This window comes from Pseudarthrobacter sp. O4 (assembly GCF_050157025.1).
GTDB lineage: Bacteria > Actinomycetota > Actinomycetes > Actinomycetales > Micrococcaceae > Arthrobacter.
Genome location: NZ_CP189591.1, coordinates 3,040,356 through 3,055,539 on the forward strand (window position 1 = coordinate 3,040,356; position 15,184 = coordinate 3,055,539).

Genomic DNA, 15,184 nt, shown 5'->3' on the forward strand with positions numbered 1-15,184 from the left:
AAGGAAAAAGGTCAGGGAACCCTAGCCCCCGTGAGCGGGGAGTTAGGGCATGCTCACTAACGAAAACTGTAGGTTAGCCAAACCTAAGCAACCAAGCCGAGACCGGCCTAAGTGATCAGGATCACATGAATTACGAAACTATTGCGTGACTTAATTCCCTTCCTCGCCTTCCTGACTTGGCGCGTCTGCTGCCGCTTCTTCCGTGGGCGCCGGATCGGTTCCGGCCCCGGCCGGCGCTTCTTCCGCGGCCGGGCCCCCGGTCCTGCCGGCGATTGCAGCGGCGGCTTCCAGCACCATCCAGGCCTGGAGCTGGGTGGAGACTTCGACGACGGCGCCGGCCGGGTAGCTGCGGCGCGCCGCCAGTTCGGGCCGGGCCGAGAACACCAGCCGGCTGCCCTTGCGCGCCAGGGGTTCCTGGGCCGAGATGACGCGCCGGCCTTCCCAGAACGCCTCGGCGGTGTCATTCACCAGCACGGCGGCCGCGGCGCGGGTCTCGTCCGGAAGCCGCTCATCGAGGGCAGCCAGGGCCAGATAGCGGGCCAGGATGCCGGTGAAGAGCCCTCCGTCGCCGCCTCCCTCGCAGCGCAGCACGGTGGCAGTGCGGGCCAACAGCGGGGCGGGGATGGTGAGGCTGCGTGCCGCCGAGGCCACAAGGGCGGACGCGCGCTCCAGGTTGGCCGTGCCGCCGAGCTCCAGCAGGGCGCCGAGGACGGGGCCCTGGTTGTAGGTGTAGATCGCGGATTCCAGCACCACCTCGCCGGTGCCGGAAATGCGCAGGCCGTCCTGGTACATGCCTTGTTCCGGGTCGTACAGCCGCGCGTCCAGCCAGTCCAGCAGGGCCTGCGCCTTGGCTGCCTTGCCGGTGCGGGCGTAGTAGAGGGCCACCGGAGCGGTGGCCGGTGTGTTCTTAAAATCCCGTTTCTTGCTCCAGAACGTGCCGCCGCCCAGGTCGTCGGTGGAAGCGGAGTCGAACTGCAGCGTGAGGCTCTTCAGGACCTTGGCGTTCCGCCGGCGGCCGGCGGGTTTGCGGGTGTCCTCCGCCAGGCCTTCCAGCCGCAGCGTGGCAAGGGCCAGCCAGGCCATGTCGTCGTAGTAGTTGTTGACGAAGGTGAGGAAATTGCGCAGCCGGATGCCGGTGACCAGCTCGGAGGCGAGCTGGCCTGCGCTTGGCCGGTTCTCGCCGTCGAACCGTGTTCCGGGGTGGCCGGCGCTGCCCAGTTCGCGGCGGCCGGTGTCCACCAGAGCGTCCACGTAGTGCGCCTGCCACCAGTAGTGCCACGGCCGGGCGAGGTTCTTCAGCCGGCCCGACGGCCGCACAATCGCCGCGATGTGGGTCCCCGGCAGGAAGAAGAGCCGCTGCCCGAAAAGCCTGGTCACCGAGCGGGCCGCTTCGTCGGCGCGAAAGGACCAGTTGGGGGCGGCGGGGGCATCTGCTGGGCTCATGGGCCAAGCCTAGCGGCGGCGGTGCTGCCGGAGCGGGATCTTCGCGGGAGGTGCGGGCCGCCCGGATTTCAGTTAACCTGAACTAACTAATGTTCCCTGCCGCGGGTGATTGCCGCGCGTGATCGCCTCGGGTGATCGCCGCAGTGATTGTCGCGCGGCGGCCGCAGCACGCTGCGTGCAGTCCGCGGCCGGGGCCAGGTTCCACATCAAGGAGGATGCATGGACATCAAAGGTACTGTTGCGCTGGTCACCGGCGGGGCGTCGGGCCTGGGCGCGGCGACCGCGAGGCGGCTGTTCAACGCCGGCGCCTCCGTGGTGCTCGTGGACCTGCCGGGCTCGGCCGGGGCTGCGTTCGCCGCCGGGCTGAATGCCGGGGGCCCGGTGGGCGCAGGCTCCCCGGAAGCCGGCGATCCCATGGAACCCGCCAACAAGGCAGTCTTCGTCCCCGCGGATGTCACCAACGAGGAGCAGGTGCAGGCCGCCGTCGACGCCGCCGTTGCGCTGGGCCCGCTGCGGATTGTGGTCAACTGTGCCGGGATCGCCACCCCCGGCAAGGTGCTGGGCCGCGACGGCGTGCTCCCGCTGGAGGCCTTCAACCGCGTCATCCAGATCAACCTCGTGGGCACCTTCAACGTCATCCGGCTGTCCGCGGCGGCGATGGTTGCCACCGAGCCGGCCGTGACCCAGCTCGGGGGGCCGGAACGGGGCGTCATCATCAACACCGCCTCAGTGGCCGCCTTTGACGGCCAGATCGGCCAGCCCGCGTATGCCGCCTCCAAGGGTGCCGTGGCCGCCATGACGCTGCCGATCGCCCGTGAGCTGGCACGCTCGCTGGTCCGCGTCGTCACGATAGCCCCGGGCATCTTCGAGACCCCCATGATGGCCGGCCTGCCGCAGGAGGCCCAGGACTCCCTGGGGCACCAGGTGCCGCACCCGTCCCGGCTGGGCCGCCCCGCCGAGTTCGCGAACCTTGCCGCGCACATTGTGGACAACGCCATGCTCAACGGCGAGACCATCCGCCTCGACGGCGCCATCCGGATGGGGCCCAAGTGATGCAGGCCGGGTTCGGCCCCGGCTCCTCCCCGTCCACGGCCGGGCTGCCGGCCGCCGACTTCTTCGACTTCGAGTCGCTGCTCAGCGCGGCGGAGCAGGCGAAGCTGGCGGAGCTGCGGGAGTTCCTGGCCCGCGAGGTCGCGCCGTTCGCCACGGACTGGTGGAACAACGCCGAATTCCCCGCCCACATCCTGCCGAAGCTCGCCGCCCTTCAGCTCAGTGCCCCGGCGCAGCGCGGCTACAGCAACCTCTTCGCGGGACTGGTCATCGCCGAGATGACCCGGGTGGACACCTCCCTCGCGACGTTCTTCCTGGTCCATCACGACCTCTTCGTGGAGTCCCTCTACGGCTTCGGCTCCGAGGAACAAAAGGCCCGCCTGCTCGACGACGCCGCCAGCCTCCGGACCACAGGCGCCTTCGCGCTCACCGAACCGGAGCACGGCTCGGACGTCGCCGGCGGGATGGAGACCAGCGCCCGCAGGGTGGCCGGGGGAGCGGCCGACGGCGGTGACTGCTGGGTGCTCAACGGCGCCAAGCGCTGGATCGGCAACGGGACGTTCTGCGACTACATGCTGGTGTGGGCCCGCGATGAGGCCGACGGCGGCATCCGCGGCTTCATCGTGGACGCGGCCCTGCCCGGGGTGGGCCGGAGCAGGATCGAGAACAAGATCGCGCTGCGGACCGTGCAGAACGCGGACATCGTGTTCGAGGACGTCCGGGTGGCCGAGACGGACCGGTTCGCTGGAATCAACAGCTTCGAGGACACGAACGAGCTGCTCCGTGGCTCCAGGATCATGGTCGCCTGGCAGGGTGTCGGGCAGCAGCTGGCCGCGTTCGACGTCGCGCGGCAGTACGCCGTCGAACGCCAGCAGTTCGGCCGGCCGCTAGCGAAGTTCCAGCTCGTGCAGCAGCAGCTCGTGACGATGCTCGGCAACGCCGTGGCCAGCATGGGCATGATGGTCCGGATCGCCCAGCTGCAGGAGCAGGGCGCCGCGGACATGCCGCAGGTGGCGCTGGCGAAGTCCTATGTGAGCGCCAGGATGCGCGAAACCGTGGCGATGGGCCGGTCGCTGCTGGGCGGCAACGGGATCGTCACCGACTACCGGATGGCCAAGATCTTCTCCGACGCCGAGGCGATCTACACCTACGAGGGCTCGTTCGAGATCAACACCCTGATTGTGGGCCGCGCCGTGACCGGGGTTTCCGCGATCGTGTAATCTCCTGGAATCTCCGGCCGAGCGGACACTTGAGGCCCCGAAATGCGCAATTTCGGGGCCTCAAGTGTCCGCTCGCGCGTGGCGTTCGCGCGAGGGGCGGGCGCGTGGCTCAGGAGTCGGCCTAGGTGAACGGCTCCTTCTCCCCGGCTTCGATCCGGTAGTCCAGGCTGTTATTCTTCACCGGCATGGGGCAGGTGCCGTACGGGGTGAAGGCGCTGGGGTAGTTGATGGCCCGGTTGAAGTCCAGGATCACGGTGTTGTCCGGGCGGGGCCGGGCGGTGGACACCTTGCGCCACTCGGCTGTCGCTTGTTCGGGCGGGCCGGCGCCGTTGGTTTCGTCGTGGAAGGTGACCGTGAGGGCCCCGAGTTTCTCCTCTTCGGCCTGCAGGTGGAACTCGTGGGCCTTGCCGGGCAGCCGGAACACCAGGTCGCCGACCGAGCGGTGCACCCCGTCGACCAGCGGGTTGGCGGTGCCGATCGGGACGTCCACAGGCTCCGGGTACGGCAGGAACTTCGCCTCGACCACGAGGTCCGGCCGGAAGTCGAAGGTGGGCACGCCGTCGAATTCGGTGAACACGGGCGACTTCGCATCCCGGGTGCGGACGGCGTACCTGCCAGCCCGCATCGCCAGCTCCACCACCACCTGGCGGCCGTCGTTGCCGCCGTACTGGGCCCACATCAGCGACTCCTCATCGGAAAGCGTCGCACTGACGGTTCCGTCCACGGGTTCGCCGGCCGCCACCAGCGTCAGTCCGTCGGACGCAGCAGCGGTGAGGGACGCCGTCGTGCCGTCCGTGGACCACAGCCCCGGGACGAGTTCGACGGCGGAGGGCTCGCTGTCCAGCCACTGGAAAGAAGTCAGCGTGAGCCAGCCGTGATCGCTCGCGAGGGCGGTGTTGCGGCTGCTCCGAAAACGCTGCCAGCGGGCAAGCCGCGGGTCAGGGGTGGTTAGGTCGGTGCTCAAGAAGGTCCTCCAATGCGGTCAGTGTGATCCCAACTAGATCGCAGTTGTGTCGTTTTCACGGTTCAAAACGGCAACAAATGCGACTCAGTTGGGGGAGTGGGGGCGGTCGGCGTCGGGCGTTTCCGGGGAGCGGTTCAGGCCCGCGGCCACAAGCTGGGCCGCGGTGGCGCGGGCAGCAGCGGCGGCTGCCGGGTCGGCGTCGAGGACGCCGCTGGCCAGGCCGCCGTCGAGCAACAGGGTGAGGCTGCGCGCGAGCTGGCCCGGGTTACGGGCGCCGGCCTCCTCAGCCATGCCGTGGATCCAGGCCTGGATGTGCTGTTTGTGCGCCACCGTCCGCTCATGAACCCGGGTGCCGGAGGCGGACTCGGCGGCGGCGTTGATGAAGGCGCAGCCGCGGTAGCCATCGCGACGGCAGGCGCTTTCCAGCGCATCGAACAATCCCACGAGCCGGGCTGCGGGGTCCGGCCCGGCGGCGTCGGCGGCGGCGTGGAGCTGTCCGGTCCAGATGCCGTCCGCCTTCTCCAGGTAGGCAAGGATCAGCTCATCCTTCGCGGGAAAGTACTTGTAGAAGGTGGCCTTGGCGACGCCGGATTCGGCAATGATCGTATCGATGCCGGCCGCGCGAAGACCCTGGGCGTAGAAAAGCCGGAAAGCCGTGGACAGGATCTTGTCCCGGGCGTGTCCGGCGGGAGTGCGGACAGCCTGCGCGGTTTTGGCTGCGGGCGGGGTCATGGCTCCATGGTACACAGACAAGTCTGTCCATCCTTGCCGCAGAAAAAGCTGTCTGATAACGTCTCGCTCAAATCGTAGACGGGCTTGTCTACCCCTCCACCAACCTGCATCCATCCCGAACGGGGACATCATGAAGATCGCAGTATTCGGAACCGGAACCGTCGGACCCACCGTCGCGGCCGCCCTGTCAACCCTCGGCCACAACGTCGTGATCGGTACGCGCGATCCGCAGGCGACGCTGGCCCGGACCGAACCCGGTGCGACCGGCGGCCCGGCATTTGCCCCGTGGCACGAGACGCACCGCCAGATCGGAGTCGCGACCTTTGCCGATGCCGCGGCGGGCAGCGAGATCATCGTCAACGCCACCAATGGCGGCGGCTCCCTCGAGGCACTAACCGCGGCCGGTGCCCCAAACCTGGCCGGCAAGGTGCTCGTCGACATTGCGAACCCGCTGGATTTCTCCCAGGGGTTTCCGCCCTTCTTGAATCCGGTGAATACCGACAGCCTCGGTGAGCAGCTCCAACGGGCATTCCCGGAAGCGCGGGTGGTCAAGACACTAAATACGATGACCGCCAGCGTGATGGTGGATCCGGTGCGCGTGGCCGGCGGGGACCACTCCGTGTTCGTCTCGGGAAATGACGCGGAGGCCAAGGAGACTGTGAGGGGACTCCTCACGGGCCTGGGACACCGGGACATCATCGACCTGGGCGACATCACCACGGCCCGCGGCGCTGAAATGATCCTGCCGCTCTGGCTGCGCGTCTGGGGCTCTCTCGGCACGGGGCACTTCAACTTCAAGGTCGCCCGCTAAGGGCATCCGCCGGGCCCAACCAGCTCGCAGTTGTTGTCGTTCCCACGTCGTTCCCACGTCCCAAAACGTCAACTACTGCGAGCCACTTGGGGGCCCGACGGCCGGCCGTCGCGGACGGACACTATCTGAGACGGATTCCCGGCATGCGCGGGCTGCGGGTAACATCCCTTAGGAAGAAGTAACCGGGCTCACAGTATCCAGCGCAGTGTACGAGCCAAGTCGAACCCTCGAAAGATAGTTTCCATGGCTGACACTGCAATGAATTCCGGCACCGATCTCGCCTCTGAACTCCGCGCCGACGTACGCCGGGTCTCCACCCTGCTCGGCGAATCCCTCGTCCGCCAGCACGGCCCCGAACTCCTGGCCCTGGTGGAGCAGGTCCGCCTGCTGACCAAGGAATCCAAGGAAGCCGCCCGCGGCGGTGCCGATGCCACCGGACCGTGGAGCTCGTACGACGTCGTCGCCCAGGTCCGCGAACTGCTCGGCTCGCTGCCCCTGGAGCAGGCCACCGACCTGGTCCGCGCCTTCGCGTTCTATTTCCATCTGGCCAACGCCGCCGAGCAGGTGCACCGGGTCCGCGGGCTGCGCACCCGCCAGGAAAAGGACGGCTGGCTCGCCAAGGCCGTCGCGGACATCGCCGGCCAGGCCGGTGCCTCGGTGCTGCAGGAGGTGGTGAACGAACTCGACGTCCGCCCGATCTTCACCGCGCACCCCACCGAAGCCTCCCGCCGCTCCGTCCTGGACAAGGTCCGCAGGCTCTCCGACATCCTCGCCGAAGCCACCGAGGAGGGCACGTCCGGGCGCCGCCGCCAGGACCGCCAGCTCTCCGAAGTGATCGACCAGATGTGGCAGACCGACGAGCTCCGCCAGGTCCGGCCCACCCCGGTGGACGAGGCCCGGAACGCCATCTACTACCTCACCGGCATCCTCACCGACGCCATGCCGGAAATGCTTTCGGACCTCTCTGAGCTCCTCGGCGAGCACGGTGTCACACTGCCCGCGGAGAAGGCGCCCATCCGCTTCGGCTCCTGGATCGGCGGGGACCGGGACGGCAACCCCAACGTCACCGCGGCTGTCACCCGCGAGATCCTGCAGATCCAGAACCAGCACGCAGTGCGGATCAGCATCGGCCTAATCGACGGGCTCATCTCCATCCTGTCCAACTCGACGGCGCTCGCCGGGGCGGACCAGGAGCTGCTGGACTCGATCGACGTCGACCTCGAGAACCTCCCGGGCCTGGACCGCAGGGTCCTCGAGCTCAACGCCCAGGAGCCCTACCGCCTCAAACTCACCTGCATCAAGGCCAAACTGCTCAACACCGCCCGGCGGGTGACGGCGGGCTCTTCGCACGAGCCGGGCCGCGACTACACCGCCACCGCGGAGCTCCTCGCCGAGCTGGGCCTGCTGGATCGGTCCCTGCGGAACCACCACGCCGCGCTCGCAGCCGACGGCGCCCTGGCCCGGGTCCGCCGCGCCATCGCCTCCTTCGGCCTGCATCTGGCCACCCTCGACATCCGCGAACACGCCGACCACCACCACGACGCCGTCGGGCAGCTGATGGACCGCCTCGGGGGCCCCGGCGTCCGGTACGCCGAGCTCAGCCGCTCCGAGCGGCTGGAGGTGCTGGGGTCGGAGCTGGCCTCCCGCCGACCGTTGTCCGGCCATCCGATCAAGCTCGACGGCGTCGCGGACGGCACCTACGACGTCTTCCGTGAGATCCGCCGCGCCCTGCGCACGTACGGCCCTGACGTGATCGAGACGTACATCGTCTCCATGACCCGCGGCGCGGACGACGTCCTGGCCGCGGCCGTGCTGGCCCGCGAGGCCGGGCTGGTGAATCTCTTCGGCGAGGCGCCGTATGCCAGGATCGGCTTCGCGCCGCTGCTGGAGACGGTGGAGGAGCTGCGCGCGTCGGCCGAGATCGTGGACCGGCTGCTCTCGGATTCGTCCTACCGGGAGCTGGTCCGGCTGCGCGGCGACGTGCAGGAAGTCATGCTCGGCTACTCGGACTCCAACAAGGAATCCGGCGTGATGACCAGCCAGTGGGAAATCCACAAGACCCAGCGGAAACTCCGGGATGTCGCGGCCAAGCACGGCGTCCGGGTGCGCCTCTTCCACGGCCGCGGCGGATCCGTGGGCCGCGGCGGCGGCCCGACCTACGACGCCATCATGGCCCAGCCCAACGGCGTGCTGGAAGGCGAAATCAAGTTCACCGAGCAGGGCGAGGTCATCTCGGACAAGTACTCGCTGCCCGAGCTGGCCCGGGAAAACCTGGAACTCTCGCTGGCGGCGGTCATGCAGGGCTCCGCGCTGCACCGCACCCCGCGCACCTCCGAAGACCAGCGGGAACGCTACGGGCATGTCATGGAGACCATCTCGGACGCCGCCTTTGCGCGGTACCGGACGCTGATCGACGATCCCGATCTGCCCGCCTACTTCATGGCCTCCACCCCGGTGGAGCAGCTGGGTTCGCTGAACATCGGCTCGCGGCCGTCCAAGCGGCCCGATTCCGGCGCCGGGCTGGAAGGCCTCCGCGCGATACCGTGGGTCTTCGGGTGGACGCAGTCCCGGCAGATCGTTCCCGGCTGGTTCGGCGTGGGGTCCGGCCTCAAGGCCGCCCGCGAGGCCGGCCACCCGGCCCAGCTGGCCGAGATGATGGAGGGCTGGCACTTCTTCCGTTCGGTGCTGTCCAATGTCGAAATGACGCTGGCCAAGACGGACCTGGACATCGCCGGCTACTACGTCTCCACCCTCGTTCCGGCGGAGCTGCACCACCTCTTCCGCACCATCCGGGCGGAATACGAGCTCACCGTCGCCGAGGTCCAGAACCTCACGGGCGAGCACGTCATCTTGGATGCCCAGCCCACCCTCAAGCGCTCGCTCGAAATCCGCGACCAGTACCTGGACCCGATCAGCTACCTGCAGGTGGAGCTCCTGCGCCGGATCCGCGCCGGGTCGGCCGCAGGGGAGGGCATGTCCGGTGCCGAGATCGACGAACGCCTCCAGCGGGCCATGCTGATCACGGTCAACGGAGTGGCGGCAGGCCTGCGCAACACCGGCTGACCGCGACTCCCCGGCCCGCGTCCGTTGTGCGGTCCCGCTAGGGTTGTTCCATGCCGTCGTTCCAGAGCAGACTCAAGATCACCGGGCTCAAGCCGGGCAACCCGCCGGAGGCCGTGATGGCCGCGGCCGTGGAAGCGCTGGAAACGCGGCACCACGTGGAGTCGAACCAGCTGGAGCTGGCCGGCGGGGTCCCGCAGCTGAATCTGCGGTTCCTGGTCGAGGCCACGTCCTACAGTGGCGAGAACAGCCAGGCGCTCGCGTCGGCAGCCATGATGCGCGACGCCGTCGAACGGGTTGCCGTGACCGGAGCCCTGACGGTCCTCCGCCGCAACCGCGGCCGCTGGGCGCCCGTCTAAACGCCGGCCAGCCTCAAAAGTCCAGTTCCTCCTCGGGTCCGTCCACCACCGGGGAGCGGTTGCCGCGGCGCCGCGTGACAATCACGCCCACGACGGCGCCGATCACCAGTCCAACGCCGACGCCGATCAGGGAGCTTGCCCAGAACGGCAGCTTGGTGGCCGCGCCGGTGAAGTATCCGAGGCCGACCGACCAGATGGCCCAGAGCAGGCCGCCGAGGGCCGCGCATAGGCTGAAGCCGCGGCTGGAAACGTTGGCGATGCCGGCGGCGGCGGTTGTCGCCAAGCGTCCGCCGGGGATGAAGCGGATGCCGATGATGGCCCCGTACGTGGAGGACCGGCCCGCCTGGGCAATGGCGCGGTGCACGGCCAGATGGAACGAGCGGCCCCATTTCCAGCGGTCGAGCACATGGCTGAGCCGCCGCTTGAAGAGCTGGAAAACGAGGATGTCGCCGAGCCAGGATGCCATGGCGGCGAGGAGCACCACAAGGAAGGCGTTGGCGCGCCCGTCCGCGGAAAGCGCGCCGCCGGTGATGACGACCATTTCGGACGGGACGGGCGGGAAAATCGCATCGCCCATGACCACCGGGATGATCCAAAAATAGATCGCGTCCCCCCAGCTGTCAGCGTTGCCGAAGTCCATGGGCACAAGGTACCGCACTTCCGGGCGTACGTTCGCTCCTGACGGGGCGGCGAGCCATCGCTGTTGCGGGATGGTCCGTGGCCGGCGGGCTCAGCGGGCTTCGCTGAGCTGCAGCCCGCTGCGGTATTCCACTGCCCTGCCGGAGATGGGGTCATCGAAGCGGATCCCGCGGGCCAGCAGCTGCAGCGGCTTCGCGTAATCGTCCGGGGCCTTGTCCAGCAGCTCGGGATAGAACGCGTCGTTCACGATGCCCAGTCCGAGGGATGCCATATGCACGCGGAGTTGGTGGGTCTTCCCCGAGTGAGGCGCCAGCCGGTACAGCGCGCGGCGGCGGCTCCCGCCGTCGGTCCCGTCGTCAGCCGCATGTGCGGGTCCGGCGTCAAACGTCCGGAGCCGTTCGATGCGGGTCTCCGCGTTGGGTTCGCCGTCGATCACCTCGGCGAGCAGGTAGCTGCGCGACTTGGTCATCCGGTTGCGGACCACCACGGGGAAGTCGACGGCGGGGTGGCCGGCGGCGGGCTCGGCCGCAGCCACGCACTCGTATTCCTTCTGGACCTGGCGTTTTTCGAAGAGCACCTGGTATTTGCCCCGCGTCTCCGGATTGGTGGAGAGCAGCAGGATGCCGGCCGTCATGCGGTCCAGCCGGTGCATGGGGATGAGATCCGGCAGCTCGAGCTGGTTGCGGAGCCGGACGAGGGCGGACTCCTGGATGTAGGTGCCGCCGGGTGTGGTGGGCAGGAAGTGCGGCTTGTCCACCACCAGGAGGTGCTCGTCCTGATGCAGGATGTCCAGTTCCACCGGGATCCTGGTCTCCGGCGGCAGGGTGCGGTAGTACCAGATGAAGGTGTGGTTCCGCAGCGGGGTGGCGCGGTCCAGTGCGATGCCCGCCTCACCCACGATCTCCCCGGCGTCAAACCGGTCCTCGATGCCCTGGGGGTCGATGTGGCCCCAGCGGTGCATCATGTAGTCCATCGCGGTGCCCCAGGGCCCCTCCTCCGGGAGGCGGAGACGGGTCGCGTTGACGCCGTCGCGCACGGGAAGGGGGGATTGCATCACCGCTCCATTCTACTTTGCCTGCCCCGGCCCCCTCTCCGCGCCGGATTCGCCGGAAAGCGTCCGGTTCGCCGCAAGGGAGTTTCCGGCGAACCCGCAGCGTTCCCGCGAACTCGCCACCGACGGTAAAAAAGTTCTTGACAAATAAAACTGTCGGCGGGCACGCTGGAAGCATGTTGGACATCGAAGTGATCGAGGACCCGGCGGCGGCGGAGGCCTCGCTGGACCCGATTCGCACCCGGATCCTGCTGGAACTTGCCGAGCCCGGCTCGGCCACCCAGCTCGCCGCGAAAGTGGGGCTGGCGCGGCAGAAGTTGAACTACCACCTCAAGGCGCTTGAGCGGCACGGGCTCGTGGAGCTTGTGGAAGAACGCCGCAAGGGCAACGTCACGGAGCGCATCCTGCGGGCGACGGCAGCTTCGTACCTGATTTCCCCGGCGGCCCTGGCCTCGGTGGCGCCGGATCCGCACCGGTTCTCGGACCGTTTCTCCGCCTTCTGGCTGCTCGCGCTCGCCGGCCGCATGGTCCAGGAGATGGGCCAGCTGATTGCCGGCGCTGCGGCGGCGAGGGAGAAACTCGCCACCTTCGCCATCGACGGCGAGATCAGCTTCCGCACCGCGGCGGACCGGGCAGCCTTCGCCGAGGAGCTCGGCGTGGCCGTGACCCGGCTCGTGGACAAGTACCACGACGACGGCACCGGCGCCCCCGACGGCACCGGCACGCCGACGGGCAGCGGGCGAAAGCACCGTCTCGTCGTCGCGCTTCACCCGGCATTGAAGGCATCGGCATCCAAAGCATCACCCAAGATCACTCAGGCAAAGGAGCAGGACAATGACTGAAAAGCGGAACTTCGAGATCGTCTACGACACCGATCTCCCGGGCACCCCGGAGCGCGTGTGGAACGCGGTCACCAAAGACGCTCCGGCCTGGATGTTCCCCACGGATGAGTGGCCGGCCGTCAGGACAGTCGACGAGTACCCCAGGCATCTCGTCTCCCGGATGGACGGCCCCAACGGCTGGTTCAACCAGCTGGAGCACGTGCTGGAACCGCTCGACGGCGGCCGCGCCCGGCTGCATTACGTCCACAGCGGCATTTTCGCGGGCAACTGGGACGAGCAGTACGACGGCGCCAGCAAGCACACCGAGTTCTACCTGCACACCCTCGGCCAGTACCTGAAGTACTTCGACGCCAAGCCCGTGGTCTTCACCGACGTCCAGGCGCCGGCGGCTTCACAGTCCCCGGACGGTTTCGTCCAGCTGAAGAAGGCCATGGGCGTGGACAGCGTGGCGCCGGGTGACGCCGTGGAGCTGGAGCTCGACGGCGTGGGGCGGCTCACCGGCGAAGTGGACTTCGCCAACGAGCACTTCCTGGGCCTTCGGACGGCGGACACCCTGTACCGCTTCTTCGGCCGGAACGCCTTCGGGGCCCCGGTGGGCATGACGGTGCACGATTTCAGCGGCAGCCCGGACTCCGAGGCCACGGCCGAGGTATGGGGCGGCTTCCTGGACAAGGTCTACGGCCGGGACTGAGCCGGCGGCCCAGCGACGCGCGGGCCGCTGGGCGCTGCGCGGATGCCCTGGCGATACCCGGATCCCGGCGTCGCCAGGGCTCTCAGCCAGGCGTCGTCGCGCTCAGGCGATGGCGACGGCGGGCGGGTTGGTCAGGTCCCGCCGCAGCCGGGGCGAGGCCTCCAGCCGGTCCTGGGCCGAGCGCAGCGCTTGGACCGCGGTCTCGAGCTGCGCGGGCGGCAGGGTGAACGGCACGCGGAGGTAGTGCTCGAAGGCGCCGCCAACGCCGAACCTGGGTCCGGCCCCGAGCCGGATGCCGAAGTCCGGGGCGATCACCGTCATTGCCGTACTCAGCGGAGCCGGCAGCCGGCACCAGACGGACAGCCCGCCGCCGGGCCGCTCCGTTTGCCATGTCGGCAGGTTCCCGGCGATCAGCGCCAGCAGGGTGTCCCGGTTGGTGCGGAGCGAGGCGAGCCGTTCGGGGAGCGGTTCAGTGAGGTCCTTGACCAGATGGGCTGCCGCGAGCTGCTCCACGATGGGGCCGCCCAGGTCCATGGTGGTTCGGGCGGCGGCGAAGCGCTGGATGAGGGGCTCGCCGGCCCGGATCCACCCGGTCCGCAGTCCGGCCCAGTGCGACTTGCTGAGCGAACCGATGGAGACCACGGCCGGGCTGAACGCGGCCAGCGGCGTGGAGGGTGCGCCGTCGAGGTTGAGCTCCCGCATGGTCTCGTCCACCACCAGCACGGTGCCCGAGGCGGCAGCCGCCCGGACCAGTTGCCGGCGTTGGGCGTCCGGCATCAGCCGGCCGGTGGGGTTGTGGAAGTCGGGGACCACGTAGGCCATCGCGGGCCGCTGCTGCCTCAGGGCGGTCTCCATGGCCTCGATGTCCCAGCCGGCCCCGCCAGCCTGGCGTGCCGGGGGCATGGCCACCGGAACCGGGCGGCAGCCGGCCGAGCGGATGGCGTCGAGGGCGTTCGGGTAGCTGGGATGTTCCACGAGCACCTTGGCGGAACGGCCGGCGAGGGTTCGCAGGATGATGTTCAGCGCGTGCTGGGCGCCCGAGGTCACGAGGATCTGGTGCGCGGTGGTGGGCACGCCGGCGGCGGTGTACCGGGCGGCGATGGCTTCGCGGAGCGGGCCGATCCCGAGTGCGTCGTAACCGAACCCCGGCAACAACGCCGGCAATTCCGTCAGGGCGGCCGCGAAGGCTCGGTGCACCACCTCGCCGCTGGCCGGCAGGGAGGCGTAGGCAAGGTCCAGCAGTCCGTCCGGAATGGCCAGTCCGGGCGCCCCGCTGAGTTCGGATCGGCCATCCGGCGCGGTTCCGCGCGGGCCGCGGTGCGGGATGCAGGTCCGGCCCCGGCTGCCCTGGCCGCTGCTCAGGAAGCCCTGGTCGCGCAGCAGGGCGTACGAGGCGGTCACCGTGGTGCGGCTGATGCCGAGCGTGGCGGCAAGTGACCGCTCGCTGGGCAGGGCGACGTCGAGCGGGACGCGGCCGTCCAGCACCAGCAGACGGACGACGTCGGCCAGTTCGCGGTAGGCGGGGGACGCCCCAGGGTTCCACTCGCCCAGGAGGCGGGCCAGCGTGGTGGGATTCAGGGAGCCGGACATAGAGCCAGTATTTCAAACTGGCTATGGAATGCAAGGCCAGTTCTCGGGGAGGATGAATGACATGATGACCCGAAGGCTCCTCCAGCTCCTTATTGGCCTCGCCATGTATGGCGTATCGCTCGCAATGTTCATCCGGGCCGGACTTGGACTGGACCCCTGGGACGTCTTCCACCAGGGCATCGCGCTCAAGACCGGGCTGAGCATCGGCACCGTGGTGGTGATCGTCAGCTTCCTCGTGTTGCTCCTCTGGATTCCGCTCCGGCAGTGGCCGGGCGTGGGCACGCTGTGCAACGCCGTGCTGGTGGGGGTGTTCGCCGACATCGGCCTTGCGCTGATTCCCGCGTTCTCGCACCTCGGCGGGCAGATCGGGATGCTCGCGGGCGCCGTCCTGCTCAACGGCATCGCCTCGGCCTGCTACATCGGCGCCCGCCTCGGACCCGGTGCCCGTGATGGTCTCATGACGGGACTCGCCCGGCGGACCGGCTGGTCGGTGCGGGCCTCGCGGACCGGCATCGAGGTCGTGGTGCTGGGCGCAGGGTGGCTGCTGGGCGGCTCCGTCGGCGTCGGGACCGTGCTCTATGCCCTGGCGATCGGACCGCTCGTGCAGCTCCTGCTGCCGCGGTTCACGGTGCCCGAACGGGAAGTACCCGAGGTCCCGGTTGCGGCCGGCACGGCAGTCACCGCACCCTGAGGCCGCGGCGAGGGCAGGCGGCGTGCATTTTCCCTGCCGAC

At 69.0% G+C, this 15,184-nt stretch carries 14 protein-coding genes; 8 read left to right on the top strand and 6 right to left on the bottom strand.

Annotation, left to right across the window (positions count from 1 at the left end):
- Window positions 1-150: 150 nt before the first annotated feature.
- A complete protein-coding gene (locus ACQCSU_RS14250; protein WP_426975939.1) occupies window positions 151-1,443 on the bottom strand; it encodes a glycoside hydrolase family 76 protein in 1,293 nt (430 codons plus the stop codon).
- Between the two features lie 219 nt (window positions 1,444-1,662).
- Here ACQCSU_RS14250 and ACQCSU_RS14255 point away from each other — a divergent pair, with 219 nt between their 5' ends.
- Together ACQCSU_RS14255 and ACQCSU_RS14260 are read left to right on the top strand one after the other, a co-directional pair.
- The gene (locus tag ACQCSU_RS14255) at window positions 1,663-2,496 is read left to right on the top strand and encodes an SDR family NAD(P)-dependent oxidoreductase (protein ID WP_426975940.1); all 834 of its coding nucleotides are present in this window, start codon (window positions 1,663-1,665) and stop codon (window positions 2,494-2,496) included.
- Window positions 2,496-3,713 carry an acyl-CoA dehydrogenase family protein gene (locus tag ACQCSU_RS14260; protein ID WP_426979798.1) on the top strand — a complete coding sequence of 406 codons (1,218 nt, stop codon included), beginning with the start codon at window positions 2,496-2,498 and terminating at the stop codon, window positions 3,711-3,713. The genes ACQCSU_RS14255 and ACQCSU_RS14260 overlap by 1 nt, the downstream gene beginning before the upstream one ends.
- 121 nt (window positions 3,714-3,834) lie before the next feature.
- Here the strand turns inward: ACQCSU_RS14260 and ACQCSU_RS14265 are convergent, their stop codons facing one another.
- Both ACQCSU_RS14265 and ACQCSU_RS14270 read right to left on the bottom strand, forming a co-directional pair.
- Entirely contained in the window at window positions 3,835-4,677 is an 843-nt protein-coding gene (locus tag ACQCSU_RS14265) for a DUF1684 domain-containing protein (RefSeq protein ID WP_426975941.1), read from the bottom strand.
- A gap of 84 nt (window positions 4,678-4,761) precedes the next feature.
- A complete protein-coding gene (locus ACQCSU_RS14270; RefSeq protein ID WP_426975942.1) occupies window positions 4,762-5,409 on the bottom strand; it encodes a TetR/AcrR family transcriptional regulator in 648 nt (215 codons plus the stop codon).
- A 130-nt stretch (window positions 5,410-5,539) separates the two neighbouring features.
- Between ACQCSU_RS14270 and ACQCSU_RS14275 the strand changes: the two genes are divergently transcribed.
- The 3 genes from ACQCSU_RS14275 (at window position 5,540) to ACQCSU_RS14285 (ending at window position 9,639) form a co-directional block, all read left to right on the top strand.
- Complete coding sequence (locus ACQCSU_RS14275; protein ID WP_426975943.1) at window positions 5,540-6,220, top strand: NADPH-dependent F420 reductase; 681 nt, start codon at window positions 5,540-5,542, stop codon at window positions 6,218-6,220.
- Between the two features lie 243 nt (window positions 6,221-6,463).
- Window positions 6,464-9,283, top strand: coding sequence for a phosphoenolpyruvate carboxylase (gene ppc, locus ACQCSU_RS14280; protein ID WP_426975944.1), 2,820 nt, complete (start codon window positions 6,464-6,466; stop codon window positions 9,281-9,283).
- A 50-nt stretch (window positions 9,284-9,333) separates the two neighbouring features.
- The gene (locus tag ACQCSU_RS14285) at window positions 9,334-9,639 is read left to right on the top strand and encodes a hypothetical protein (RefSeq protein ID WP_426975945.1); all 306 of its coding nucleotides are present in this window, start codon (window positions 9,334-9,336) and stop codon (window positions 9,637-9,639) included.
- A gap of 13 nt (window positions 9,640-9,652) precedes the next feature.
- On the opposite strand, the gene ACQCSU_RS14290 is transcribed toward ACQCSU_RS14285, so the two are convergent.
- Window positions 9,653-10,279, bottom strand: coding sequence for a DedA family protein (locus ACQCSU_RS14290; protein WP_426975946.1), 627 nt, complete (start codon window positions 10,277-10,279; stop codon window positions 9,653-9,655).
- Window positions 10,280-10,369: 90 nt separating this feature from the next.
- A complete protein-coding gene (locus tag ACQCSU_RS14295) occupies window positions 10,370-11,332 on the bottom strand; it encodes an RluA family pseudouridine synthase (RefSeq protein WP_426979799.1) in 963 nt (320 codons plus the stop codon).
- Between the two features lie 173 nt (window positions 11,333-11,505).
- On the opposite strand from ACQCSU_RS14295, the gene ACQCSU_RS14300 reads away from it, so the two are divergent.
- Window positions 11,506-12,171: a helix-turn-helix domain-containing protein gene (locus tag ACQCSU_RS14300; protein ID WP_426975947.1), complete on the top strand. Its 666-nt coding sequence runs from the start codon at window positions 11,506-11,508 to the stop codon at window positions 12,169-12,171.
- A complete protein-coding gene (locus tag ACQCSU_RS14305) occupies window positions 12,164-12,862 on the top strand; it encodes an SRPBCC domain-containing protein (protein WP_426975948.1) in 699 nt (232 codons plus the stop codon). Before ACQCSU_RS14300 ends, ACQCSU_RS14305 begins: the two co-directional genes overlap by 8 nt.
- A 102-nt stretch (window positions 12,863-12,964) precedes the next feature.
- Here the strand turns inward: ACQCSU_RS14305 and ACQCSU_RS14310 are convergent, their stop codons facing one another.
- Window positions 12,965-14,452: a PLP-dependent aminotransferase family protein gene (locus ACQCSU_RS14310; RefSeq protein ID WP_426975949.1), complete on the bottom strand. Its 1,488-nt coding sequence runs from the start codon at window positions 14,450-14,452 to the stop codon at window positions 12,965-12,967.
- A 61-nt stretch (window positions 14,453-14,513) separates the two neighbouring features.
- Here ACQCSU_RS14310 and ACQCSU_RS14315 point away from each other — a divergent pair, with 61 nt between their 5' ends.
- Complete coding sequence (locus tag ACQCSU_RS14315) at window positions 14,514-15,143, top strand: YczE/YyaS/YitT family protein (RefSeq protein ID WP_426975950.1); 630 nt, start codon at window positions 14,514-14,516, stop codon at window positions 15,141-15,143.
- Window positions 15,144-15,184: the final 41 nt, after the last annotated feature.